This window comes from Psychromonas algicola, assembly GCF_004378355.1.
Lineage (GTDB): Bacteria > Pseudomonadota > Gammaproteobacteria > Enterobacterales > Psychromonadaceae > Psychromonas.
The window spans coordinates 1-24,701 of sequence record NZ_SNUB01000003.1; the positions used below are offsets into that span (position 1 = coordinate 1).

General features: G+C 35.5%; 24 protein-coding genes and 1 pseudogene. 15 read left to right on the forward strand and 10 right to left on the reverse strand.

Features of this window, described 5'->3' with window-relative positions; translation table 11 throughout:
• Positions 1–173: 173 nt before the first annotated feature.
• Positions 174–383 (reverse strand): annotated as a pseudogene (locus E2R67_RS01935) (GNAT family protein); the annotation flags it as partial.
• A gap of 119 nt (positions 384–502) precedes the next feature.
• Positions 503–1,408, reverse strand: a complete 906-nt coding sequence (locus tag E2R67_RS01940) for a DMT family transporter (RefSeq protein ID WP_134289261.1) — start codon at positions 1,406–1,408, stop codon at positions 503–505.
• A gap of 484 nt (positions 1,409–1,892) precedes the next feature.
• Here E2R67_RS01940 and E2R67_RS01945 point away from each other — a divergent pair, with 484 nt between their 5' ends.
• From E2R67_RS01945 to msrQ, 9 genes are all read left to right on the forward strand, one after another.
• Positions 1,893–2,720 carry a transporter substrate-binding domain-containing protein gene (locus E2R67_RS01945; RefSeq protein ID WP_208379436.1) on the forward strand — a complete coding sequence of 276 codons (828 nt, stop codon included), beginning with the start codon at positions 1,893–1,895 and terminating at the stop codon, positions 2,718–2,720.
• Between the two features lie 434 nt (positions 2,721–3,154).
• Complete coding sequence (locus E2R67_RS01950) at positions 3,155–3,826, forward strand: amino acid ABC transporter permease (RefSeq protein WP_134289262.1); 672 nt, start codon at positions 3,155–3,157, stop codon at positions 3,824–3,826.
• Entirely contained in the window at positions 3,826–4,476 is a 651-nt protein-coding gene (locus E2R67_RS01955; RefSeq protein WP_243836926.1) for an amino acid ABC transporter permease, read from the forward strand. Before E2R67_RS01950 ends, E2R67_RS01955 begins: the two co-directional genes overlap by 1 nt.
• Positions 4,473–5,195, forward strand: coding sequence for an amino acid ABC transporter ATP-binding protein (locus tag E2R67_RS01960; protein WP_134289264.1), 723 nt, complete (start codon positions 4,473–4,475; stop codon positions 5,193–5,195). The genes E2R67_RS01955 and E2R67_RS01960 overlap by 4 nt, the downstream gene beginning before the upstream one ends.
• A gap of 209 nt (positions 5,196–5,404) precedes the next feature.
• Complete coding sequence (locus tag E2R67_RS01965; protein WP_134289265.1) at positions 5,405–6,328, forward strand: ABC transporter ATP-binding protein; 924 nt, start codon at positions 5,405–5,407, stop codon at positions 6,326–6,328.
• Complete coding sequence (locus E2R67_RS01970) at positions 6,318–7,091, forward strand: ABC transporter permease (RefSeq protein ID WP_208379437.1); 774 nt, start codon at positions 6,318–6,320, stop codon at positions 7,089–7,091. The genes E2R67_RS01965 and E2R67_RS01970 overlap by 11 nt, the downstream gene beginning before the upstream one ends.
• Positions 7,088–7,777 (forward strand): tRNA (guanine(46)-N(7))-methyltransferase TrmB, encoded by a 690-nt coding sequence (gene trmB / locus E2R67_RS01975; RefSeq protein WP_134289266.1) that lies wholly within the window; start codon positions 7,088–7,090, stop codon positions 7,775–7,777. The genes E2R67_RS01970 and trmB overlap by 4 nt, the downstream gene beginning before the upstream one ends.
• Positions 7,778–7,874: 97 nt before the next feature.
• Positions 7,875–8,891: a protein-methionine-sulfoxide reductase catalytic subunit MsrP gene (msrP, locus tag E2R67_RS01980; protein WP_134289267.1), complete on the forward strand. Its 1,017-nt coding sequence runs from the start codon at positions 7,875–7,877 to the stop codon at positions 8,889–8,891.
• 57 nt (positions 8,892–8,948) lie between these two features.
• Positions 8,949–9,596: a protein-methionine-sulfoxide reductase heme-binding subunit MsrQ gene (gene msrQ, locus E2R67_RS01985; RefSeq protein WP_134289268.1), complete on the forward strand. Its 648-nt coding sequence runs from the start codon at positions 8,949–8,951 to the stop codon at positions 9,594–9,596.
• A gap of 290 nt (positions 9,597–9,886) precedes the next feature.
• On the opposite strand, the gene E2R67_RS01990 is transcribed toward msrQ, so the two are convergent.
• The 8 genes from E2R67_RS01990 to dksA all read right to left on the reverse strand — a co-directional run bounded on the left by E2R67_RS01990 (position 9,887) and on the right by dksA (position 16,829).
• Positions 9,887–11,026, reverse strand: a complete 1,140-nt coding sequence (locus E2R67_RS01990; protein ID WP_134289269.1) for a glycerate kinase — start codon at positions 11,024–11,026, stop codon at positions 9,887–9,889.
• 148 nt (positions 11,027–11,174) lie between these two features.
• Positions 11,175–11,555: an aspartate 1-decarboxylase gene (panD, locus tag E2R67_RS01995; RefSeq protein ID WP_134289270.1), complete on the reverse strand. Its 381-nt coding sequence runs from the start codon at positions 11,553–11,555 to the stop codon at positions 11,175–11,177.
• 71 nt (positions 11,556–11,626) lie between these two features.
• A complete protein-coding gene (gene panC / locus E2R67_RS02000) occupies positions 11,627–12,481 on the reverse strand; it encodes a pantoate--beta-alanine ligase (protein ID WP_134289271.1) in 855 nt (284 codons plus the stop codon).
• 93 nt (positions 12,482–12,574) lie between these two features.
• Positions 12,575–13,369 carry a 3-methyl-2-oxobutanoate hydroxymethyltransferase gene (gene panB, locus E2R67_RS02005; protein WP_134289272.1) on the reverse strand — a complete coding sequence of 265 codons (795 nt, stop codon included), beginning with the start codon at positions 13,367–13,369 and terminating at the stop codon, positions 12,575–12,577.
• 66 nt (positions 13,370–13,435) lie between these two features.
• Positions 13,436–13,918 carry a 2-amino-4-hydroxy-6-hydroxymethyldihydropteridine diphosphokinase gene (gene folK, locus E2R67_RS02010; RefSeq protein ID WP_208379438.1) on the reverse strand — a complete coding sequence of 161 codons (483 nt, stop codon included), beginning with the start codon at positions 13,916–13,918 and terminating at the stop codon, positions 13,436–13,438.
• On the reverse strand, positions 13,911–15,245 hold the full coding sequence (gene pcnB, locus E2R67_RS02015) for a polynucleotide adenylyltransferase PcnB (RefSeq protein WP_134289273.1): 1,335 nt from the start codon (positions 15,243–15,245) through the stop codon (positions 13,911–13,913). The genes folK and pcnB overlap by 8 nt, the downstream gene beginning before the upstream one ends.
• A 168-nt stretch (positions 15,246–15,413) precedes the next feature.
• Entirely contained in the window at positions 15,414–16,304 is an 891-nt protein-coding gene (gene gluQRS / locus E2R67_RS02020) for a tRNA glutamyl-Q(34) synthetase GluQRS (protein ID WP_134289274.1), read from the reverse strand.
• Positions 16,305–16,382: 78 nt separating this feature from the next.
• Complete coding sequence (dksA, locus tag E2R67_RS02025) at positions 16,383–16,829, reverse strand: RNA polymerase-binding protein DksA (RefSeq protein WP_134289275.1); 447 nt, start codon at positions 16,827–16,829, stop codon at positions 16,383–16,385.
• Between the two features lie 262 nt (positions 16,830–17,091).
• On the opposite strand from dksA, the gene hrpB reads away from it, so the two are divergent.
• The 6 genes from hrpB to E2R67_RS02055 all read left to right on the forward strand — a co-directional run bounded on the left by hrpB (position 17,092) and on the right by E2R67_RS02055 (position 24,144).
• The gene (gene hrpB / locus E2R67_RS02030; protein ID WP_243836927.1) at positions 17,092–19,578 is read left to right on the forward strand and encodes an ATP-dependent helicase HrpB; all 2,487 of its coding nucleotides are present in this window, start codon (positions 17,092–17,094) and stop codon (positions 19,576–19,578) included.
• Between the two features lie 121 nt (positions 19,579–19,699).
• On the forward strand, positions 19,700–21,763 hold the full coding sequence (mrcB, locus tag E2R67_RS02035; protein ID WP_134289277.1) for a penicillin-binding protein 1B: 2,064 nt from the start codon (positions 19,700–19,702) through the stop codon (positions 21,761–21,763).
• Positions 21,764–21,767: 4 nt separating this feature from the next.
• Entirely contained in the window at positions 21,768–22,181 is a 414-nt protein-coding gene (locus tag E2R67_RS02040; protein WP_134289278.1) for a SufE family protein, read from the forward strand.
• A 76-nt stretch (positions 22,182–22,257) separates the two neighbouring features.
• Positions 22,258–23,238, forward strand: a complete 981-nt coding sequence (gene rlmF / locus E2R67_RS02045) for a 23S rRNA (adenine(1618)-N(6))-methyltransferase RlmF (RefSeq protein WP_134289279.1) — start codon at positions 22,258–22,260, stop codon at positions 23,236–23,238.
• Positions 23,239–23,386: 148 nt separating this feature from the next.
• The gene (locus tag E2R67_RS02050; protein WP_134289280.1) at positions 23,387–23,743 is read left to right on the forward strand and encodes a hypothetical protein; all 357 of its coding nucleotides are present in this window, start codon (positions 23,387–23,389) and stop codon (positions 23,741–23,743) included.
• 41 nt (positions 23,744–23,784) lie between these two features.
• Positions 23,785–24,144, forward strand: coding sequence for a hypothetical protein (locus E2R67_RS02055; protein WP_134289281.1), 360 nt, complete (start codon positions 23,785–23,787; stop codon positions 24,142–24,144).
• Positions 24,145–24,701: the final 557 nt, after the last annotated feature.

A 24,701-nucleotide genomic window follows, 5' to 3' on the forward strand; every position in this document is an offset into this window, starting at 1 on the left:
ACGTGAATGTCCATCTTGAAAATGGGCTAAAGCCAGTAAACGCATTTTCATTTGTAATGAAGTTTGCTTACGGGCAAGTACTTTAAAATCTGTCTTTTTTATATGCTCCATCTTTGAGTCACTTTAATCGCAATAGATAACTCAATTAGATCATATTTTTACTTAGATTGGTATAATTCAAAACCTAAGTTACCTACTATTTCATTATTTATAATTGCAACATAATTATAAACATTGTCTGGGATATTACTAAGACGCTTTTCCCAAAGTGTTAGCGATGGGTGAGGAAGTTGAAGTGTGCCACTATGAGCATTTTTGCATTCATATATTTCCTTAATCGCTTTAGCATCTGTTAGTTCTGCTTTTCTTATGATTATGCTCATTCCGCTACATTACCTCAAATTTAATGAAACTTAGCTTAGACAATTAATATCCGTTATTTGCTATCTTATTGTTACTGTTATTCAAAATTAAAATAGCTAATTGATGTTAAAAACTTATTTCACTTATAAGTTTTTACTTCTACATTTGAAGGGTTCATTAACTGTTGAAACATTAATCCAGCCACTATCATTGCTAAACCAATTAACGTAGATGGATGTATGGTTTCGCCAATGATTGTGGCGAGTAACATCAGTGATATAAATGGAGATATAAAAATTAGATTGCTAATGCGTGCTGTATTATTAGTGGCTTTTAATGCAGATAGCCAGAGTACAAAAGTAATGCCCATCTCAAATAAACCGACATAACTCGCAGCAAACCATCCTTGAGTTGTTTTATCCCATGCTGCACCTTCATACAGGCTTAGTATGATTGAAAAAGGTAATGCAATTAAAAATCCTAGCAATACTCCAACAACTGGGTCGGCTTTATTTCTAGTATTCAAAATCCAATATCCAGCCCATAAAATAGTGGAAAGCAATGCTAAAGCAACACCTAACGGGCTATCAAACTCTAAAGAAAGTAGATCGCCTTTGGTAGCGATCACTAAAACACCTAAGTACCCAAGAATACATGCAATCCAATCCTGTTTACGTATTTTTTGCCCTAAAAATACTGAAGCCATTAAGGTCAGTGTAATTGCCCAACTATAATTTAAAGGTTGAGCTTGTGAAGCTGGTAGTAAATCATAAGATTTAAATAAGATAAGGTAGTAGGCTAATGGATTCAACAATCCTAAAGCAAAATAATAAAAAGGTTGAGATAGAAAGGTCGTCTTCACTTGATTAAGTTTGCCTTGACTGTAACAGATAACAATTAAAACAAGTGAAGACACAAAGATCGCGACAGTTAGCATTTGAATTGGAGTGAATTCTTCAAGTGTAAGTTTAAATGCAGTTGCAACAGTTGACCAAAGTAGTACTGCCGAACATCCAAATATTAATGCGTGTTTTTCATTTTTCATTATCGATGAACATTCCTAGAGGATAGTAATGGAGAGTACCTTATAGAGATCAAAAGAATATAGGAAATATAAAGCTTCAGTCAAGATTGATTTTTATTACCTTTCACTGAGGTGATTTTTTTAAGAGGTAAAGCGAAACGCAATACGCAAAGTAATGTAACAAAAACCCTATAGAATAGTGGCTTCTTATTAATTCAAATATACCTGCAATATAAAAAAGGAAATAAAACTAAACAAATTAACTTTCTTTGATCTTTAATAAACTCTTAAATACTCAAACAAGTTACTCTAAAATTTGATACAGTATTGATAATGTTAAAATAATTAACATTAAGTTATGATAATTAACATTTACGACTATTATTTTTCATTACTCATAGAAGGAGGGTTTTTAAAGTGCTATCTGCTGAGATGTTTTGTGCCGCTTGTTATCTGCTAACCCCCTTCAAATAAAATAATTCCAAAATAAAATTCAGGAGAAAGTATGAAGTTAGTAAATAAAATTTCATTAGTCATTGCTTCAATGACAATAATGGGCGCATTCAATGTAGCCAACGCAGACAAGCTTGATGATGTGATAAACCGTGGCACTTTAAATTGTGGTGTTGTACTTGATTTTCCACCAATGGGTTACACTGATAAAGATAATAAGCCTGCAGGCTTTGACGTTGATTATTGTCACGACCTAGCAAAAGTTTTAGGTGTTAAATCAAACGTGATCAACTTAACTTGGGGTGATCGTATTCCATCATTGATTTCAGCTAAAACAGATGTTGTTATCGGCTCAACTTCAGATTCCCTACCTCGTGCAAAATCAGTTGGTTTTTCTTACCCTTACTTCGTTTTTAAATTCCAAGTCGTTTCTAAGAAAGGCGTGAAAATGGCATCATTTGATGACCTTAAAAATGTAAAAGTAGGTGCAGCACTGGGGACTACTTATGAAAGCGAATACTTTAAGTATGCAGATTCAAAAGGTTGGGGAAGAGATAATTACACTGCTTTTAAATCTGAAAATGATGCATTCTTAGGGTTATACCAAGGTAAAGTAGATGCGTTGATTTCTACTAATACGAATATCGCAACAAAATTAGCTTCTGGCCAATTTGATAGCTTTGTAGCAGGTCCTTTTGTACCAAACTACGATGATGTTGTAGGTATTATTGCAGAAAGAAATGAATTAGCTTGGATCAATTATTTAAACCTATTCTTAGTTCACCAAGTGCGAGATGGCCGTTTAAATGAATTACATGTTAAACACTTCGGTACGCCAGTTTCTGCTGCAATGGTTCAATCTTTAAGAGACAATAAATAATTTTTGTCTTAGCTTAATCAAATAAATCAACCTCCAGTGTCGCTGGAGGTTATCAACATTTTAAATAAATGGATTTATCTGTTATCTCTTTTGTTATCTCAACATGATGCTTAAAAATGATTGATGAGAAACGCCAACAAAATACGGCAATATATAAACGCTTTTAACTATTCTGTTATGTATCGTTTTATATGAATTGTCTGTGATCTATTTTTAATATATTAAATGATATTCTGTTTCAACCTATGACAAGCAGAATGATCTCAGTAATAAAATAGTCTGTGAGATACTCAAGGAAATAGAGCATTCGCTAATAAGAGTCGTATTAGGGTAATGTAACTCGCATTTAACGAGTATAAAATTAATTTTCTAACTTTTTAAAAACAAAAAGTAGTTTATTTAAAACTCAGCTAGGATTTTTATAAAGAGGACATATGGACAATTATGAATTTCATTGGAATGTGGTTTTTGATGCATTCCCGCAACTTTTAACAGGCGCGTATACAACTGTGCACGTTTCTGTTTTATCTATGTTGATAGGCATAGTGATTGCGGTATTACTCGCTTTGGGGAAAATGTCGAAAACAAAGGCATTTTATCATATTTCAAACGTTTGGATTGAAATTGCAAGGAATACGCCTGCACTTTTTCTTATTTACATGGCATATTTTGGATTAGGTGCTTATGGCATCCATCTTAGCCCTTACTTTTCTGTTTTATCTGCATTAATTTTTATTAACTCAGGTTATTTAGCGGAAACATTTCGAGGTGGCTTTCAATCAATTCCTCAAACTCAATATAGCGCAGCAAAATCATTAGGGATGAATAACCTAAAGGTCTATAGATACATTATTTTGCCGCAAATGTTTAGACGCATTTACCATCCAATGACCAATCAATTTGTATGGTCAATTCTAATGAGTTCTCTTGGTATTCTTGTTGGGATGGAAGAGTTATCGGGTGAAACACAAAGATTGCAATCAACTTCATTTAGAACGCTAGAGTTCTTTATCGTTGCTGCTGCTATGTACTTTGTGATCACTAAATTGGTGTTGTTTGCTTCTAGTTTAATTGCTAAGAAAGTATTTAAAGGGGAGTTATCATAATGAATTTATTTACTCCTTTATCTTGGAATGACACTGGTTTTATTTTAACGGGTATCTTAAATACTGTTTATATCTCTGTGGTGGCGATAGTGATTGGTAGTTTGTTAGGTTTATTGGTTGGCTTTTTAAGAGCTGAATCTAATAAAACGGTTAATGTAATACTAGGTACATTCTTAGATGTTTTAAGATCGGTACCACTTATTATTCAGCTAATCTTGTTTAGTACCTTTATTGGTGTAATGGGCTTTCCACTACCACCGTTTTTTGCTGGGGCGATTGTACTCTCGCTTTATACTATGGCATTCATGAGTGAAGTCTTTAGAAGTGGTTTTAATAGTGTGCCAGTATCTATGATTAAAGCGGCTAGATCGCTGGGAATGAATTATTTACAAACGGTTAGGTACATTAGGATCCCAATAGGTATGCGCTCTGTTTTTCCATCTTGGCTGGGGGTGGCTCAGAGTGTAATAAAAGATTCCGCATTGGTTTCTGTTATTGGCTATATGGAATTATTAAGAACTGCAGAACAATTAATATCAAGAACGCAACAACCTCTTATGATCTTACTAGGAGTCGGGCTGTTTTATTTTATGATCTCTTACCCGTTGTCGCGTTATGGTAAATATGTAGAAAGGAAAATGGAAATATGATTGAAATAAAAGGTGTTCATAAATCATTTGGTGATTTAGAAGTATTAAAAGGTATCGATTTAACAGTAAACCGCGGTGAAGTGGTTAGCATTATTGGCGCAAGTGGTAGTGGCAAATCGACGCTTTTATATTGTATCAATGCTATCGAAAAAATTAACGGCGGTAATATCATCGTTGACGGTATTGATGTTCATGATAAAAAAACAGATAAAAATAAATTAAGAGAAAATCTAGGCATGGTATTCCAACAATGGAATTCTTTTCCGCATTTAACTGTTTTAGAAAATGCGGCCCTTGCTCCGCAAATTGTAAAAGGTTTTTCTAAAGAAAAAGCAGAAGAAATTGCCAGAAAAGAACTTATCCATGTAGGACTTGGCGATAAACTCGATGAATATCCAACAAGAATGTCTGGTGGTCAACAACAGCGTTTAGCCATTGCAAGGGCATTAGCAATGGAACCACCTTATATGTTATTTGATGAAGTTACCTCGGCGTTAGATCCTGAGCTAGTAGGCGAAGTGTTGGATACATTAAGATTACTTCGTGATGATGGTATGACTATGATTTGTGTGACACATGAAATTGCGTTTGCAAAAGAAGTGTCAGATAAAGTTGCCTTTTTCCACGAAGGGGTAATTGAAGAAATGGGGACGCCTGAAGAAGTTTTAGATAACCCTCAAAAAGAAAGAACTCAGCAGTTTTTAAGTAAAGTACTCTAACTTTTATTTCTTTACCTTTCGCAATACTATTAATAAAAAGCCATTCTTTTGAATGGTTTTTTTTATTCTTCAATTTTAGTACTTGTTAATTTTCGCTTTGACCATATATCACTATGGTTTAGTGGTACAATCTCGACCCTTATTTTAGCAACTACCTTATCGTTCTTCTTGGTTGCTATAAGTCATAAATTATTAAGGCTAGTCTAATTATGAATGCAATTGAACTTCAAAATATAACCAAAACCTATAAAGGCGGTGTTGTTGCGCTAAAAGGTGTGTCTTTAAATGTTGCTGAAGGTGATTTTTATGCGTTACTCGGTCCAAATGGGGCAGGTAAATCGACAACGATTGGTATCATTTCATCATTAGTTAATAAAACTTCGGGTAAAGTTAATGTATTTGGTTACGATATAGATTCACAGCTTGAATTGGCGAAAAGCCAAATTGGATTAGTTCCCCAAGAGTTTAATTTCAATCCTTTTGAGCCACCATTACAAATTTTAGTTAATCAAGCCGGTTATTATGGAACTCCGAGAAAGGAAGCTTTTGTTAGAGCTGAAAAGTATTTAAAGCAGTTAGATTTATGGGGAAAGCGCAATGAACCTGCAAGAGAATTATCGGGTGGGATGAAGCGTCGTTTAATGATTGCTAGAGCCTTGATGCATGAACCAAGGTTATTAATTTTAGATGAACCAACTGCTGGTGTAGATATTGAATTACGTCGCTCAATGTGGGAGTTCTTAACTGATCTCAATAAACAAGGCGTGACCATTATATTAACCACTCACTATTTAGAAGAAGCTGAAAATTTATGTCGTAATATAGGCATTATTGATAAAGGCGAATTAGTGATTAATACAAGTATGAAAAAACTACTGAGTCGTTTAGACAGTGAAACTTTTATTCTTGATGTTGATTCGTCATCAAACTTGCCAAGTAGTGAACATTTTAAATTGACTGCTATTGATGAAAATACCATCGAATTAGAGTCAGCTAAAGAAGATTCACTGAATCATGTTTTCGAAGCATTAAGTAAACAAAACATCCGAGTTAACAGCTTAAGAAACAAGTCAAATCGTTTAGAAGAGTTATTTTTAGAACTAGTAGAAAAAGGAGTTATCGATGCTGAATAAACAGTACGTAACCGCACTTAAAAGTATTTGGGTAAAAGAAATTAATCGCTTTTTACGTATTTGGGTGCAAACTATCGTTCCCCCTGCGATTACTATGTCTTTGTATTTTGTTATTTTCGGCAACCTTATTGGTGAGCGAATTGGTCAAATGAATGGCTTTAGTTACATGGCCTTTATTGTGCCTGGTTTAATAATGATGTCGGTGATCACTAACTCGTACTCTAATGTCGCTTCTTCGTTTTTTAGCGCTAAATTTCAACGTAATATTGAAGAGTTATTAGTTGCTCCTGTTCCTAATTATCTGATTATTTGGGGATATGTGGGTGGCGGTGTGGCGCGAGGTTTAATGGTTGGGCTAATTGTTACTTTAGTGTCACTTTTCTTTGTAGATTTGCATATTTACAATATTGCTGTACTTATTGCTAGCGTATTATGTACTTCAATTTTGTTTTCTATTGGCGGTTTATTAAATGCCATTTTTGCTAAAACCTTTGATGATATCAGCATTATTCCTACCTTTGTATTAACACCGTTAACTTATTTAGGTGGCGTGTTTTATTCAATCTCTTTATTACCAGATTTCTGGCAAGGTGTGTCCCATTTTAATCCTGTATTTTATATGATTAATGCTTTCCGTTATGGCTTTCTTGGTGTGTCAGATGTACCTATCCTATGGTCATTCTGTGTGATTGGAGTATTTATTGTGATTGGTTATGCCTTAGTTTCAATCTTACTTAAAAAAGGAGCTGGTATCCGTTCATGAGTGAAATTATTGGAGACTCAAGGGTTATTACATCAAACCAAATTGGCTTAAATGAGAAGTTAGATGAAGTTGTGTTGAAGCATTTAAAACATGACTTTAAGAAACCTTATCAAACACATACATTAGAAGCCTTTAAAAAAATTGAAAAATGGGTAGAGCAACAAGGCAAACCCATTATTTTCGATTCCTGTTGTGGCGTAGGTGAAAGTACTTATCACATTGCCAAAGCACATCCTGAAGCAATTGTGCTTGGAATGGATAAATCGGCAGATAGATTATCTAAACATCCTGTTGATGGAGAGCTCTCTATTGATGATCTTGATAGTAATATTAACAACTATCAATTATTACAGGTCAATCTAAATGATTTTTGGCGTTTAGCTGTAGAAGCTAACTGGACATTATCACATCATTATCTGCTATATCCGAATCCATGGCCTAAAGCGAAGCATCTTCAACGTCGTTGGCATGGTAGTGCTGTTTTTCCTTCTATTATCGAATTAGGTGGAAAGCTTGATTTAAGAAGTAATTGGTTTACTTATGTTGAAGAATTTCAACGGGCATTGCAGCTAGCTGGCAAAGAAAGCCAAACAGATGTTTATAGTGCGGAGCAAGCGATGACTCCTTTTGAACGTAAATATTGGGCAAGCGGTCAAAACTCATTACGCTTAATCTGTGACTTATAGCGATTAATTAGGATTTTATTTGCTGTTTTATGAATAAATGAAATATTAATTCTAGTTTATAGGTCTATCTTTTATATCACTGGGTGAGGGGAAGAGCATGCTTATAAAACACACTAAAAAGTCACAATTAAAAGAGTCACAATTAACAAGTGAATCTATCTATAAAGATCGCCGTAATATCATTAAAGGTTTTGGGCTTGCTGCATTAGCACTGCCTTTTGCAAAACCTGCTAGTGCAGGTTTGTTTGATTCTTTTACTGGTAAAGATGATGCGAGTGGTGATTTTCAACGTACCCCTTTGAATTTCACTAAAAATCCTGATTACCAATCTCTTACTGATTTAACACCCGAAAACAAAGTACTTCAATATAATAACTTTTATGAGTTTGGTACGGGGAAAGGTGACCCTTATGAGCATAGCCAACAATTTAAAGTGGATCCTTGGTCATTAACTATCGATGGTTTAGTCGATAAGCCAATGACCTTAAACTATGAAGATCTACTTAAGAAATTTGAAATTGAAGAGCGCCTATATCGTATGCGTTGTGTTGAAGCATGGTCGATGAATATTCCTTGGTTGGGCTTTACGCTTGCAACCTTGCTGCAACAAGCAGGCGTTAAATCAGATGCTAAATATGTCCGCTTTGAAACGGTTTACGATCCAGAACAAATGCGAGGTCAAAGATCGCGCTTCGTTGGTGGTAGCATTAATTTTCCTTATGTTGAAGGATTAACCATTGAAGAGGCAATGAATCCACTTGCCTTACTTTCTGTTGGCTTATACGGTAAAACATTAGCACCACAAAATGGTGCCCCAATTCGCTTAGTTGTACCTTGGAAATATGGTTTTAAGAGCATTAAATCTATTGTTAAAATTACATTAACCGATAAGGCACCACGTAATACTTGGCAAGCGATTGGCCCTCATGAGTATGGCTTTTATGCCAATGTAAATCCATTGGCTGATCATCCTCGTTGGAGTCAACGAAATGAGCGTGTGATTGGTGAAGGTAATGTATTTCAACAAGAGCGAAAACCAACTTTAATGTTTAATGGGTATGAAGAAGAAGTGGCGCATTTATATAAAGGCTTAGATCTTTTAAAGAATTTTTAAGCGTTAAAAATACTCAATAAATCAATAATATTAAACAAAGTGATGGCAGGTTAATAAATGATTAAAATCCCCCCAGTTGCAATCACTTTATTAAAGGTGATTATTCACTTAACGTCACTTTGCGTCTTATTGTATTTTTATCTTTTAATTGATAGCGGACGCCTTGGTGCAGATCCTGTTAAAGAAATGATTCACTTCTTAGGGAAAACCGCTTTAAACTATTTATTAATCACATTAGCAATGACTCCTATTGCTAAGCGCTTTAAACAACCTCTATTGCTACGTCTAAAACGCTTATTAGGCTTATATGCCTTTGTGTGGACTTGTTTGCATCTCGCTGTTTTTCTATGGTTAGAGTTAGATTGGGAGTTCATTTTATTATTAGAAGAAGTGATAAAACGCCCTTATTTAACATTAGGGATGAGCGCATGGTTCATATTGTTGTTATTAAGTATTACTTCAATTACTCCTATTAAACGTAAAATGAAGCAGGCTTGGTTTACCCTGCATCGATGGGTTTATGTTGCGGCTATTTTAGGTGTGATACATTATTATTGGTCTGTTAAATCAGGTGTTATAGAACCACTTATTTATATTGTTATTTGTCTTGTTTTACTTAGAGAGCGTAGTCAATACTTCCAATCATTTTTTAAAAAATTATTTTCAGCTTTAACCAATAAAAATAACATAATAAAAGGTAAATGAATTCAGTGATAAATAGTCAACTTATTAAAGCTGGCTATCTAAAGTACTCTGTTTATACCAATCACGATAAATAGCTTATCTATTTTACTGGCTAAAACAGCCCACTTCTTGGTTATACTTTTATTTTGTAGATGTCGTAAAGGGAACAACCATTAAAGTATTAAAGTGCTTTACTTAGTACAACCGATAGAGGGTTAACGAAGTTAACCTCTCGAAAGGTGTCAATTTATGCCTTGAATTGAACTGTTTTTTCTTCGAAAATTTAGATAACATATTTAACGCAATTGGTATTATTTAAGTTTTAGTGACCAGATTTGGGCAATGTTTTCTGCTAGATTTTCAAGATTATGATTGGCATCAGCAAATGCCTGTTGTAATGACATTGCACCAGGTATAGCAGCAAACACTGCATCGATACCACAGTCATAGACTGCTTGATGATTTTTACCTAAACTTCCTGCGACACCAATAACTGGAATATTAAATTGTTTCGCTATCTTGGCAACGCCCATAGGGGTTTTTCCATAAATGGTTTGGTCGTCTATCCTGCCTTCGCCCGTTAAGACCAAATTAGTATCTTGCATATACTGTTTAAGTTGTACGGCTTCTAGCACTAATTCAATACCAGGTTTTAGTTGTGCGCCTGTGAAAGCTAATAACGCAGCACCCATGCCTCCAGCAGCACCTGCACCCGCTTGCTTTAAAACGTCTATATTAAATTGTTGTTTAATACATTCTCCGTAATGTTTTAAGCTTTTATCTAAGTATTCTATGTCTTCCTTTGTTGCCCCTTTTTGTGGACCAAAAACATGGCTCGCACCTAATTCTCCACATAATGGATTATCAACATCACAGGCAACCATGATTTCACATTCTTTTAGGCGAGGATCTAGTGCATCAATATTAATGCTTTTAATATGTTGTAAACCTGCACCATTAGTTTCAATTTTATTATTATTAGCATCAGTAAACATAATACCTAACGCGCTTAACATTCCGATACCACCATCATTGGTTGCGCTACCGCCTAAACCAATAATGATTTTTTTAACCCCTTGGTCCAATGCAGCCTTAATTAATTCACCGGTACCATAGCTTGATGTTTTTTTAGGATCTCGTAATTCCACTGGCACATGGTGCAAACCACTGGCCGCTGCCATCTCAATAGCTGCGGTTTGGCTGTTATCACCTAATAGTCCATAAAAAGCTTGTACAGGAGTTCCTAATGGCCCTGTGACAGTAATTTCTACAATTTCACCTTGTGTGGCATCAACGAGAGATTGCACCGTGCCTTCACCACCATCAGCAACAGGTAATGAGCAATACATTGCATCAGGAAAAACACGTTTAAATCCAGTTTCAATGGCAGTGCAAACTTGTTTTGCCGTTAAGCTTTCTTTAAATGAATCAGGAGCTATTACTATTTTCATATCAACCTCTAATTAATCTGCGCAGTGATTTTAATCATTACATATAGAGATAAATATTAATAGAGCCAGTAAAGGGGAGGGAAATTTAGATAAAAAAATCCACTAACAAAAATTATTAGTGGATTATCTACAATTTTATTATTTGTATTTAAGCGACTTGAACGGGTACGTCTTTACTTGTGCGAACAATGTTATTGTCTTTGTCTAAGTAAACTAAGCTTGGTTTGTGAGTTTTAATTTCTTCTGCTTCCATACTTGCGTAAGTACAGATGATCACTCGATCACCAACAGCAGCTTGACGTGCAGCAGCACCGTTAAGAGAAATTATTTTTGAACCGCGCTCACCTACAATTGCGTAAGTAGAGAAACGAGCACCATTTTCAATATTATAAATCTCGATTTTCTCGTATTCTAGAATACCAGCTTGCTCAAGAAGGTCTTGATCAATTGCACATGAACCTTCGTAGTTTAATTCAGCGTGAGTAACGCGAGCTTGATGCAATTTACCTGTTAGTAGTGTCTTTTTCATACAAAACCTTTGATTTTAAAATTTAAAATTTGTTGTCTTTTTCGCAATGGGGCGACTATAAAGTAAAAGCTTTATGGGTGCAAATCAACAACGACGTTATCAATTAAACGCGTCTCACCTAAGAAAGCGGCCATTAACACTACAGCTTGTTTACTGTCTTTATTTAAAGGCGCTAGGGTAAGTGGGTCAACTACATGAATTTCATCAGTTTTAAATCCTGAATCATCTAATGTGTGGCTTGCATCTTTAATCAATTGTTTACATTCTTGTGGAGCCGATTGAACTTTTGAAGCCAGTTCATTCATGACTTCTGAAAGTTTAGGTGCAATTTCTTTTTCACTCGACGATAATTTATTATTTCGAGAGCTCATTGCTAAACCTGATGTTTCACGAACCGTCGCCACAGGAATAATTTCAATAGGCATCGCTAAATCGATGACCATTTTTTTGATAATGGTTAATTGTTGGAAATCTTTTTCGCCAAAGCAAGCAAGATCGGGCTGTACTAAATTAAATAGTTTCGCCACAATCGTACTCACACCACGAAAATGTCCAGGACGTAATTCACCTTCTAATGAATCAGATATGCCAGGGACTTCCACGAAAGTTTGTTCTGCTAATCCGTTTGGATAGATAACTTCTGCGGTAGGGGTGAATACAATATCTACACCCGCTTGTTCAAGTTTGGCGCAATCTTCAGCTAAGGTTTTAGGATAATTGTCGAGATCATTTTTGTTATTAAATTGCATCGGATTAACAAAGATACTGACAACTGAAATGCTAGTGTGTTGCTGTGCTTCTTTAACTAATGTTAAATGACCTTGATGTAGATTGCCCATGGTTGGAACAAAGCCAATATTAGCGCCTTGCTGCTTTAATTTTTTTATTTCATTACGCAGCTGTTTAGGATCTTCAATTACTTTCATTGTTAACTCTTAATGAAGCCCGTTTCCTTAATAAAGGAAACGGTTAATTTTAATAAATCTTACTTTGGTTGAATTTACTTATTCTGCAATGACTTAGTAAAAACTATGTTCTGCACCTGGGAAGATTTTGTTTTCTACTTGTTCTTTATATAGTTCGATAGCACGACGAATATCGCCAGTTTCTACTAAAAAGTTTTTAGAGAATTTAGGGCAGAAACCTGCTGAAATACCAAATGCATCATGCATTACTAATATTTGCCCATCAGTTTCAGCTCCAGCTCCAATGCCGATCACTGGAATATGTAAAGCATTAGTCACACGTTCTGCTAAGGCAACAGGAACACATTCAAGTACTAATAATTGGACGCCAGCTTCCTGTAGAGCTAATGCATCTTCAACTAATTTATCTGCATGTTCATCACTACGACCTTGAACTTTGTAACCGCCAAAGACGTTAACTGATTGCGGTGTCAAACCTAGGTGACCACATACTGGAATGCCTCGTTCAACGAGTCCTCGTACTGAATCCATTAACCAAGTGCCACCTTCTAATTTAACCATATTCGCACCAGCACGCATTAACGTTGCTGCATTGGTATAGGTTTGCTCTGGCGTAGAGTAAGTCATAAAAGGTAAGTCTGAAATAATTAAAGATTTTTCAGTTGTGCTTGCAACAGACTTAGTATGGTAAGCAATATCTTCTATGGTGACAGGTAACGTTGAGTCGTGACCTTGTAGTACCATGCCTAACGAATCACCCACTAATAAAACTTGAATGCCAGCCTGATCAAAAATAGCCGCAAAACTAGCATCATAAGCTGTTATACAGGTGATTTTTTCTTGCTCTTGTTTCATTTTAGCTAAACGAGAAACGCTTATTTTAGCCATTATTGCTCCTAACTAACGGTGGGGTGGTTGAAATGTGCGATTATTCTACTAAGGAACTGAATTAATTCAACTAGTAATAACAGTCAAACCCTTTTTATCGCAGTCTTTAAGGATTTCAGTCAATAAAGTGCCATCAGGCAGTTGTAATTGAGGGGATATTTCATGTAATGGGTAAAGTACAAATTCACGCTCTTTCATTCCATAATGCGGAATAGTTAAACGTTCATTATTAATCACTTTATCTGAATAAAGAATAATATCTAAATCTAAAGTTCTTGGGCCCCAACGATTTTCTTTGCGAACTCTACCTTGAGCTTGCTCTATGTTTTGAAGTTCATTTAATAACTCAATGGCAGATAAAGAGGTCTTTAGTTTAGCGACGGCATTAACGTAATCAGGTTGATCCTGTGGACCCATTGGCTTGCTGCAATATAAAGATGAGCATGCAAGAACAGTGGTGTTTTTAATGTTATTAAGCGCCGCTATGGCTTGCTTAGCTTGTTCTATTGGTTGTGCTTGATTGCTACCAATACCAATATAGCTAAGCATTATCAGCACTCGCTGCTGGTTTACGTTTGGGTTTTGCTTTGCTGTAACGGCGTTTTTTTACTTCAGGTTTAAATTCTTTCGCTTTATTGACACTGTTACGAGTATAAGTGTGTACAGGAAGTTTATTATGTTTCTGATACTCTTCCCACCATGCTGTTAATTCAGCAAGTTCACGACTTTGTTCAACTCGTGCTCTTAAAGATAGGAAATCAAATGCCGCTCTGAATTTTTCATGGGCATAAACTCGCTGTGCACGTTTGCCACCAAAACGAGGTAAACGATGTTGTAATACCCAAATGTCACGAATCGCTGCAGTGAAACGTTTAGGTATTGCAATAGTTTTCACTTGAATCGTTAACACTTCATTCATTGCTAACATAAAGGCATCATGCAATTCGATACCACTTTCAAAACTCATTTCTTGAGCGCGTTGTTCAAGTGGATACCATAACATAACCGCGTAGATATAAGCTGGTGTAACACGTTTACCCTGTGCGATACGTTTGTCAGTATCCATCAAGGCTTGTTCAATCATCTTAGTTGCTTTGTCATCTTCACCATCTTTAAATAGGATAGGGAATAGCATCGCTAACAATTTATATTCTTTTAATAATCGGTAAGTGGCTAAACCTTGTCCCGATAACAATAATTTGATCACTTCATCAAAATGACGCGCAGCTGGAATATCCTGTAATAACGATGCAAGGCGACGAATTGGCTCTGCGCATTCATCACTGATAGATAAATCTAATTTAGCAGCAAAACGAATCGCTCGTAACATACGAACAGGATCTTCGCGGTAACGTACTTCAGGTTCGCCAATTAAGGTTAAGCGACGCTGTGCAAGGTCATCCATACCACCACAGAAATCATAAAGTGAGAAATCGGCAATATCGTAATATAAAGCATTAACTGTAAAATCACGGCGTTCAGCATCTTCTTCTAAAGACCCATAAACATTATCGCGGAGTAACATGCCTTCTTGTGATTGTTTTACTTTTTGATTGTCTTTTTCTGCTTCATCATGATGACCACGGAAAGTCGCAACCTCAATGATTTCTCGGCCAAATAAAATATGAGCAAGGCGGAAACGGCGTCCGATAAGACGGCAATTTCTAAAAAGTGCTTTGACTTCTTCAGGTGTTGCGTCTGTTGTAATATCAAAATCTTTAGGTTTTAAACCTAATAATAAATCACGTACACCGCCGCCCACTAATAAAGCGCGGTAACCTGCGTTATGTAAACGATATAAAACCTTCAGCGCATTATCGTCAATATCTGAACGAGAAATTGAATGTTCTGAACGAGGGATCTTATATTGATCCAGTGATACCGCGGTCTGTGGCGTTTTTTTCTTTGTGAATACTTTTTTTACGAGTTTGCTTAAGCGTTTAATAGCTCTATCCTCTGCATCTGTTCGATGGAATTAGTCTTGAAATTATGCGCTTATTTTATGTGCGCTGATCATTAAAAACAAATTATATTTTTTTAGTATTTATAATTGAATTTCAAGCTGTTTGGGAACGTCATTTAATGACCAATTCTGTACAGCCCATTGTAAAATATCTGTACAGCTTTTTTGCTCTACATGATCTGGAACTGGGTGCCCTAAAAATGCTAATACCTGCTTTAAAGTAGGAATAGGGTTTTCTTTATTAACTGCGATGGCATGGTTTTGTTTGGAAAGTTTCAAACCCGGCGCGGTAACAGCTAAAGGTAAATGAACATAATGAGGTATTTTTGCACCTAATAATTGATACAAGCTAATTTGTTTGCCTGTGGTTTCAATTAAGTCTGCACCTCTCACTACTTCAGTGACACCTTGTTTAATATCGTCAATAACCACAGCCAAATTATACGCGTATAATCCATCTTTGCGTTTAATAATAAAATCATCTTCAATTTGTGTTGGGTCTAGTTTAACTAACCCTTGTAACTTATCTTCAAATTGCGTTGTTTTATGTGTTATTGAATGTAAATTAATTCGTAATGCATTATTTGTTATAGGATTGTTCGCATTGCGACATTGTCCTAAATAATAACCGCCTTGTTCCTTTATCATTTTTCGTGTGCAACTACATGCATAGCATAGTTGGCGTGATGTTAATTCTGATAAAACGGCTTCATAAGCTTGGCTTTGTTGATGTTGGTAAATAACATCACCATCCCAATAAAGGCCATAGGCTTTTAACGTGTCTAAGATATCCTGACTTGCCCCTTTTACTTCTCTGGGTGGGTCGATATCTTCAATACGAACTTGCCAACTACCTTGTTGTGATTTGGCTTGTAAATAACTCCCAACCGCCGCCACTAAAGAGCCAAAATGAAGAGGGCCTGAAGGGGATGGTGCAAAGCGACCAATATAAGGTGGCTGTGTTTGGTGCAAAGGCTTATCCTTAATATTCTGCTTAAACAAAAACGGTTAGCAAAGGCTAACCGTTTTCAGCTTGTTTAATTGTTAAGATTAACCAATGCTTTGCTTTTCTTTTATTTCAGCTAACGTTTTACAGTCGATACATAGATCTGCTGTAGGGCGTGCTTCTAAACGACGAATACCAATTTCAACACCACAAGATTCACAGAATCCAAAGTCATCTTCTTCAATTTTCTTTAATGTTTTAGAAATTTTCTTAATTAAACGACGTTCGCGGTCACGAGCACGTAATTCTAAGCTAAATTCTTCTTCTTGTGTCGCACGGTCAACAGGATCAGGGAAATTAGATGCTTCATCTTTCATATGATCAACAGTACGGTCAACTTCTTCACGTAATTGTGTTGTCCATGCTGTTAGAATGCTAGTAAAGTGATCACGTTGAGGTTTACCCATGTATTCTTCACCAGCTTTTTCTTGGTATGGTTCTACTCCAGCGATAGCTAAAATACCTAGTGTTTTTTTATTTTGAGCGGGCATAAATTTTCCTTCTTTCGATATCTTTATAAATAATTTTATGTATCGAAACGGTGATAAATATAAATAATAGGTTAACAAACTTTGCTAACATAGGTGTATCAGTTTTTTTCGGCGGCTATCTATAGCAAGGATCAAAGGCAGAGTCAAACAGTAGATTGCTAATTGTGAACCTTTTATATAGTTATTGCGCTTTTTTTTGAACTTGTTTTCTTTTCTGTGCACTCGGTGCTTATTTTAAATCTCCTAAGGAATGACGCTTTTAATGCTACCTATTGAAGTTATTATACCCGAGCTTAAACAACAACTTACTTTAAAACAACAAGTAATTCTCCAAGCTCCTCCTGGTGCTGGTAAGTCTACTTTTCTACCTTTATTACTACTCAAAGAGAGTTGGTTTGCTGGAAAAATAATCATGTTGGAGCCGAGAAGGTTAGCTGCTCGCAATATCGCTCACTATTTAGCCAGTCAGCTAGGTCAAGAAGTAGGGCAACAGGTGGGTTATCGATTACGCGGTGAGACAAAAATTAGCTCTGAAACGCAATTAGAAATTGTGACTGAAGGAATATTAGTTCGATTATTACAACAGGATCCTGAATTGAATGGAGTTGATCTTGTTATTTTTGACGAATTTCATGAACGTAATTTACAGGCTGACTTAGGACTTGCTCTGTGTTTAGATATGCAAGCAACTTTACGTGATAATCTCACGCTATTAATCATGTCTGCAACCTTAGATAATAATGCATTACAACAGCACTTACCTGAAGCTGGTTACGTAAGTTGTGAAGGCCGAGGCTTTCCTATTGATACAATTTATCATCCCGTTGTCACTCGTACAGCTAATTCAAATGATCGCTATCTTCAACAAACTGCATTAGTGTCATTAATACAAAAAGCCTTTATGGAGCAAGAAGGTAATATTTTAGTCTTTGTTGCTGGCGTTAAAGAGATACTTGGTTGCTGTCAAGCATTACAAACTTGGATTAATAACAATAATTTAGCTGTTTTGTTAGCTCCGTTATACGGCCAATTAAGTTTAGATGCCCAACAAGTTGCTATTAGAGCGCCATCAAACAACCAACGTAAAATTGTGGTTGCCACTAATATTGCTGAAACTAGTTTAACTATTGATGGTATTACAGTGGTAGTAGATTCTGGGGTTGAGCGTAGTTTTAAGTTTCAAGCCCAAACTGGTATTGGGAAATTAACCAGTCAATTCATTAGCGAAGCGAGTGCAACTCAAAGAGCAGGGCGAGCAGGACGTTTAAGTGCTGGGACTTGTTATCGTTTATGGGCAAAGGAAAAACGTCTTAATGCTCAGAATGATGCCCCAATTCTGCAAAGTGAACTCACTGCTTTGATGCTTGAAATTAGTGCTTGGGGAGTGAATCACCCTAAACAACTTCCATTCTTAACTCAACCACCAGAAAAACATATACAAGTTGCTCAGCAGCTTTTACAAGCCATTAATGCAATTGATATTAATGGTCGATGTACAAAACATGGAGAGCAAATTATTGAATTCGCTTTGTCACCGCGTTTAGGTCATATGTTGCTCACAGCTAAAACATTAGAAAAAAAATTAAATGTACAAGGATTGTTGGCATTAGCTTGTTTGTTAGCTGCTTTTTTAGAAAGCAATGAAAAGAGTAGTGATGATATCGTTGCTGAATTAGCATCTGTTTCTTATCAAGTAAAAACACAATATAAAAAATTATTAAAAAAATGTGCCATATCCGCGCCTACTATTCTGCCATTGCAATATTGCGGAGTGTTATTAGCCATTGCTTTTCCTGATCGTATTGCGATGAGTCGCAATAATGCGAATCACGATTATCTACTAAGTAATGGGGCGGGGGCATGTTTGAATCAAAGTTCTATTTTATTAAATGAAAAAATGCTCGTGGTTGCCGACCTTGCGTTATCAGAGCAACAAACTAACAGTTTGATTTATAAAGCTTGTGCGATTTCATTGGATGAAATAAAAGCGCTACTGCCTGATTATTTAACCTCTACAGATTATCTTTTTTGGTCATTAAAAGAAAATAAACTCATTGCTGAAAAGCGTTTGATGTTGGGCAAAATATGTATATCGCGTGTACCTCTCAATAAAGTAACTAAAGAGCAAAAATGTGAAGCTTTATTAAATGGTGTCCGACAAGTCGGTTTATCCATGTTGTTCTGGAGTGACTCCAATAAAGCACTGTTAACACGATTACGTTATGCTTCATTACAATATGAATTAGCTAATAAAGATAAGGTGATTGATTATAGCGAAGAAGCGCTACTTAATGAGTTAGATATATGGTTAGCGCCTTTTTGTATTGGTATTACTCAGCCTGAGCAATTTAAAAAAGTAGACTTAAAAGCGGCTTTATTATCGCGTTTGAGCTGGGAGCAACAACAGAAATTAGACCGAGACTTTCCACAAGCTATTGTAGTGCCAACTGGCTCTACGATAAAATTAACTTACAGAGAGCAGCAAGTGCCCTTATTATCAGTTAAAATGCAGGAATTATATGGACAAGCTCAAACACCAAGTATTTTTGATGGTAAAATAGATATTCAATTAGCGTTACTTTCTCCAGCAATGAAACCATTACAATTAACACAGAACCTAGACTCCTTTTGGTCTGGGGCATATAAAGAAGTACAAAAGGAAATGAAAGGGCGTTATCCAAAGCATTTTTGGCCTGACGATCCTGCGACTGCAGTTGCAACGCGTAAAACCAAAAAACATTTATCTTAATGGTGTTGGCCTGTTTACTGTTTGTAATAAAGCTGTGTTAGCGTAAAAGCTTCCTAGCGTGAAATAAAAATATAAATAAGCAAAGGATAATCGTATTCAAAATCTATCTTTAAAACGGCGAATGATTAAAGGTTTGTGGTCGCTGACTTGGAAATTGGGCTGTTGCTTTATTGCTGTCATGTTAATTGCTGGTATCTATTTCGACAAAAAAATAGAACGTCGTTTAAATGGTGCAACTTGGACGCTACCTGCTGCATTATATGCTCGCCCGTTAAATTTAGAAGTAGGGATGAAATTAGCACAAAGCGCTTTAATTACAGAGCTTAAACTTTTAAATTATAGACCCGTTATCTCTGTTGAAGATGCAGGACAGTTTTCTGTTGTTGATAACCATGTGTTAATTTATCGTCGTGCCTTTGAGTTTCCGGACAGAGCAGAATCACCCGCCTTAGTGATGGTTAATTTTGATGAGCAAGGGATCTCAAATATCCAAACTGAAGATAAAATGGATATTCAACAATTCCGTTTAGATCCTTTGCTGCTAGACAGGCTCAATAGTGCAAATATCGAAGATCGTGTTTTTGTTCCCTTTGAAAAAGTACCTGATCTACTTATTAACACATTAATGTTGATGGAAGATCGTAACTTTTATCATCATCACGGGGTTTCTCCACTAGCTATTTTACGTGCCGTTATTGTTAATTTTAAAGCTGGACGCACAGTGCAGGGGGGAAGTACATTAACTCAGCAATTAGCGAAGAACTTATTCTTAACTCAGCAGCGTAGCTTGTGGCGTAAATTTCAAGAAGCCTATATCGCGATATTAATCGACTACAAATATAGTAAAGATAAAATACTCGAAGCTTATTTAAATGAAGTATATCTTGCACAAAATGGCGCTTCGGGGGTCTATGGCATTGGTTTAGCGAGTGATTTTTATTTTGCTCGTCCTATTGATGAATTACGCATTGAACAAATTGCATTGTTAGTTGCTATCATCAAAGGGCCTTCCTATTACAATCCAAGACGTAATCCAGAACGTGCGTTAGCAAGGCGCAATTTAGTTTTACGTATGATGTTAGAAAATAATTATATCAGTCCCGCGCAATACAAATATTCAATTAAAAATGATCTTAGTTTAAGTAGTGCAAAAGCCTTAAATTATCGAGCTAATCCTGCTTTTGTGAGTTTATTAACGCGAGAATTACAAAGTAATGTGCCAGAAAATATCCGCAATTTAAGTGGGTTATCTATTTTTACTTCAATTTCGCCATTGGCACAAAAGAATGCAGAAATAGCGATTCAGCAGGGAATTGCCAAAGTGCAAAAACCTGATCAACATGATTTACAAGGTGCGATGGTTGTCACCGATAGAAAATATGCAGAAGTGCTTGCCGTTGTGTCTGGCAAGGATGTTAAATTCAATGGGTTTAATCGTGCGTTAGATGCAAGTCGACCTATAGGATCTTTAGTTAAACCTGCTGTGTATTTAACTGCATTAAACAATGGTTACCAACTAACCGATTTACTTAACGATAAAAAAATAGCACTAACCAATGAAAACGGACAACGTTGGATCCCTGATAATTATGATAGGAAGTTTCGCGGCACCGTGACTTTGGAGGAAGCTTTAGTAAGTTCCTTGAATGTACCAACTGTTAATTTAGGCATGCAAGTTGGCTTAAATAAAGTGATCAACAATTTGCATAGAATGGGCATCCATGAAGATATTCCTGCCTATCCTTCATTGGTGCTAGGTAGTGTCTCATTATCACCTTATCAAGTGGCACAAATGTATCAGTCAATTGGTATGAATGGCGTTTATAAACCATTAACTATTATTCGTTCCATCGTTTCTAATGAAGGCCGTCCTCTCTATCAACGTAGCCAAATTGCGAGACAAATATTTTCACCTGAATCAATTGCCCAGCTATCACAAGCATTACATAAAGTGACAACGGAAGGATCTGCTCGTAGTTTAGTATGGCGTAATAAGGGGCAGTTTTTTGCAGGTAAGACGGGGACGACTAACGACTTAAATGATAGTTGGTTTGTTGGGTTTGATGGTGATGAAATTGTGACAACTTGGGTTGGAAAAGATAATAATGAAAGCGCTGAATTAACAGGTAGTCGTGGTGCGTTAGTTTTATTTTCTGGCTATATGAAAGCAAAAATAGGCAAATAAAAAGATGGTGAAATTAACCGCAACAACAATTAATGATCAACAACAGCTTTTAACTGCATTTGCAGAAAATAAAAGTTGGGATGCTCAATATAGATTGATTATTCAATTGGGAAAAACCTTAGCGCCTCTTCAAGATGAGTTTAAAATAGAAACTAATCAAGTTAAAGGTTGTGAAAGCCTTGCATGGTTAGTAATAACTGAACAGTCTGGGATTTATCACTTTAATATGGATAGTGATACTCGCGTAGTAAAAGGTTTGATGAAAATTATTACATTAATTTTTGAAGGTAAAACCAAACAACAAATAGATGAAACGAACTGCGAAATGTTATTTGAACAACTGGGGTTATTAAATCACTTAAGCCCATCTCGTGCGAATGGTTTGTTTGCCATCATCAACCGTATCCAATCTCTTTAAATAATCAGCTTGTTTATTCCTTTGAATGTAATGAATAGATTCAAGTTGAAGTAATACCATATTAAAAGGCAATAAAGTGAAAAAAAGTAGCTCAAAAGTAACGTCTGTAAAGGGCAAATTACACCCACGTAATCTTCACTTAGGTCAATATGATTTTGTTGCTTTAATTAAAGTTTGCCCTGATTTAGCGGCTAGTGTTATTCATAATCCAAAGGGGGAATTAACCATTGATTTTAGCGATGCACAGTCGGTTTTATTATTAAACAGAGCTTTGTTAATTTACTTTTATGATATTAAATTCTGGCAAATACCAGCAGGTTATTTGTGCCCACCAATTCCAGGCCGTGTTGATTACATTCATTATATTGCGGATTTATTAAGTGAAAGCTTTGCATTGGATATAACCAAAACAACTGGAAGCCAAATTAAAGGCTTGGATATTGGTTGTGGCGCAAACTGTATTTATCCCATCTTAGGTAGTCGTAGTTACGACTGGTCTTTTGTTGGTATAGATATTGATGCCTTAGCGATAAAAACAGCTAAATTGCTGGTGGATGTAAATAAAAATTTAAGTAAAAAAGTGACTATTCGTCAACAAAAAGAAAGCAAACAGATCCTAACTGGTATTGTGAAAAAAACTGATCGCTTTGCTTTTACAATGTGCAACCCTCCTTTTCATGCATCAATGGAAAAAGCTACTGAAGGTAGTTTATTAAAACAGAAAAATCTGGGGAAAAAATCGCTCAATAAGCAATCCAATACAACAAATTCCACTTTAAATTTTGCAGGTCAAGCTCATGAGTTAAGCTGCGAAGGGGGTGAAATTGCTTTTGTTAAGCAAATGGTAATTGAAAGCGCATTAATTAAAGAGCAAGTCTGTTGGTTTACTTGCTTAGTGTCTAAAAGTGAGAATGTGAACCCCATTAAAAAGTGTCTACAACAGCAAGTAGCCAAACAGGTGAGAGTGATTGAAATGTCACAAGGCCATAAAATAAGCCGTTTTATCGCATGGAGTTACTTGGATGCAGAGCAACAAAAAGACTTTTTAGTCGTTTAATTAAACTTCCTTTCAATAACTTACTTTATTTTATGATGAATGTTTTATTTTTAATTTAAGCGTATTGATTAGAGTCTTTACAAGAGTATTGTCGGATTACTTCACAGAAGAAGTCATTTTATATTTATTAAAGTTTAAAGGGAATTAAATGAAAAACAAACTCAGTCTTTTATGCGTAGCCGTTATTTTATCTGGCTGTGCTTCGACATCAGAGAAAGATCCTGAAGCATATGCCAAATCATTAGCGCAAGCAAAAACAGTATTGAAGAGTAATCGTGCTATTGAGTTGTATCAAAAATATTATGATCTTCCAGACAATAAAGCATTTGCGCAATCTAAAATTTCAGGTGCTGTATCTTATGTTACTTTTAGTGGCAGTAAAGAATTGGCTGCTTCACAAGCTCTAGAGCGTTGTAATGATCTTTTATTAAAAAGACACAGCGAAATCACAGATAAAGTATCTTGTAAAATTGTTAATGTTAATAATGAATGGATATCTGAGTAGATATATTAATAACTAATTTAATGAAAAATAAAAGGATTTATATGAAAATTAAACTATGTATTTTGCTTACGGCAATCGCATTATCTGGTTGTGCAACGACATTATCAGAAGAAAACCCTAGTGCTTATGCCGAATCCTTAGCACAAGCCAAAGTTATATTTAAAAGTAAGACTGGCGCTCCTAGATATGAAAAATATTATAATTTCCCTAATCATAAAGCTTGGGCTCAATCGAAAGTGTCTAGTGCTAATTCATATGTGACAAATAAAACAAGTAAAGAGTTTGCTATAGAAATAGCGATAGAAAATTGTAATCAACTTTTATTGAAAAAATATAGTAAAATTACAGACAGAGTTTCTTGTGAAATCATCAATGTAGATAATGAATGGGTTTCTAAATAAAACTTATCGAACTAATAAAGTAACTGGAAATAATTTATATTCTAATTTAAATCCAGTTACATTTCTTATTACTGATTTTTATGTCTAGCATCATTCTCATAAAGAACTTTAAAAATACACTTTCTAGATTCGCATATTATCTTTAATTAAATAGTGAATATAAAAGATAATGAGCGAAAAAATAGAATTATGTTTTTGTAAAGTTTGCGCTAAAGAAACCAACATGTTTTAGTGCTAGTTAGAAAAGAGAATGTTTTTAACGATGCAAAAAATAGTAAAAAAATAATTTTATTGCTGGTTTGATTAAGAGCTTTTTTCTTGGTCCCTTCGTTGCCTCAATGGATAAATTCTCTCGTCATCTTATTTGCAAATGGCATGGAGAAAGCACAATTGAAGAGTCATTTATATGAGAGTCTCTCCGGATATTGTTACTCAGTACTATTGCTGCTATTAGCAAATTCAATTGCTATTACTTTATTTTATATGATCTCTAGAGCTCTCCTTAAATCCTTCTTTGTGATTGAAAAATAAGCATAAAATGCACCTGAATAGTGATT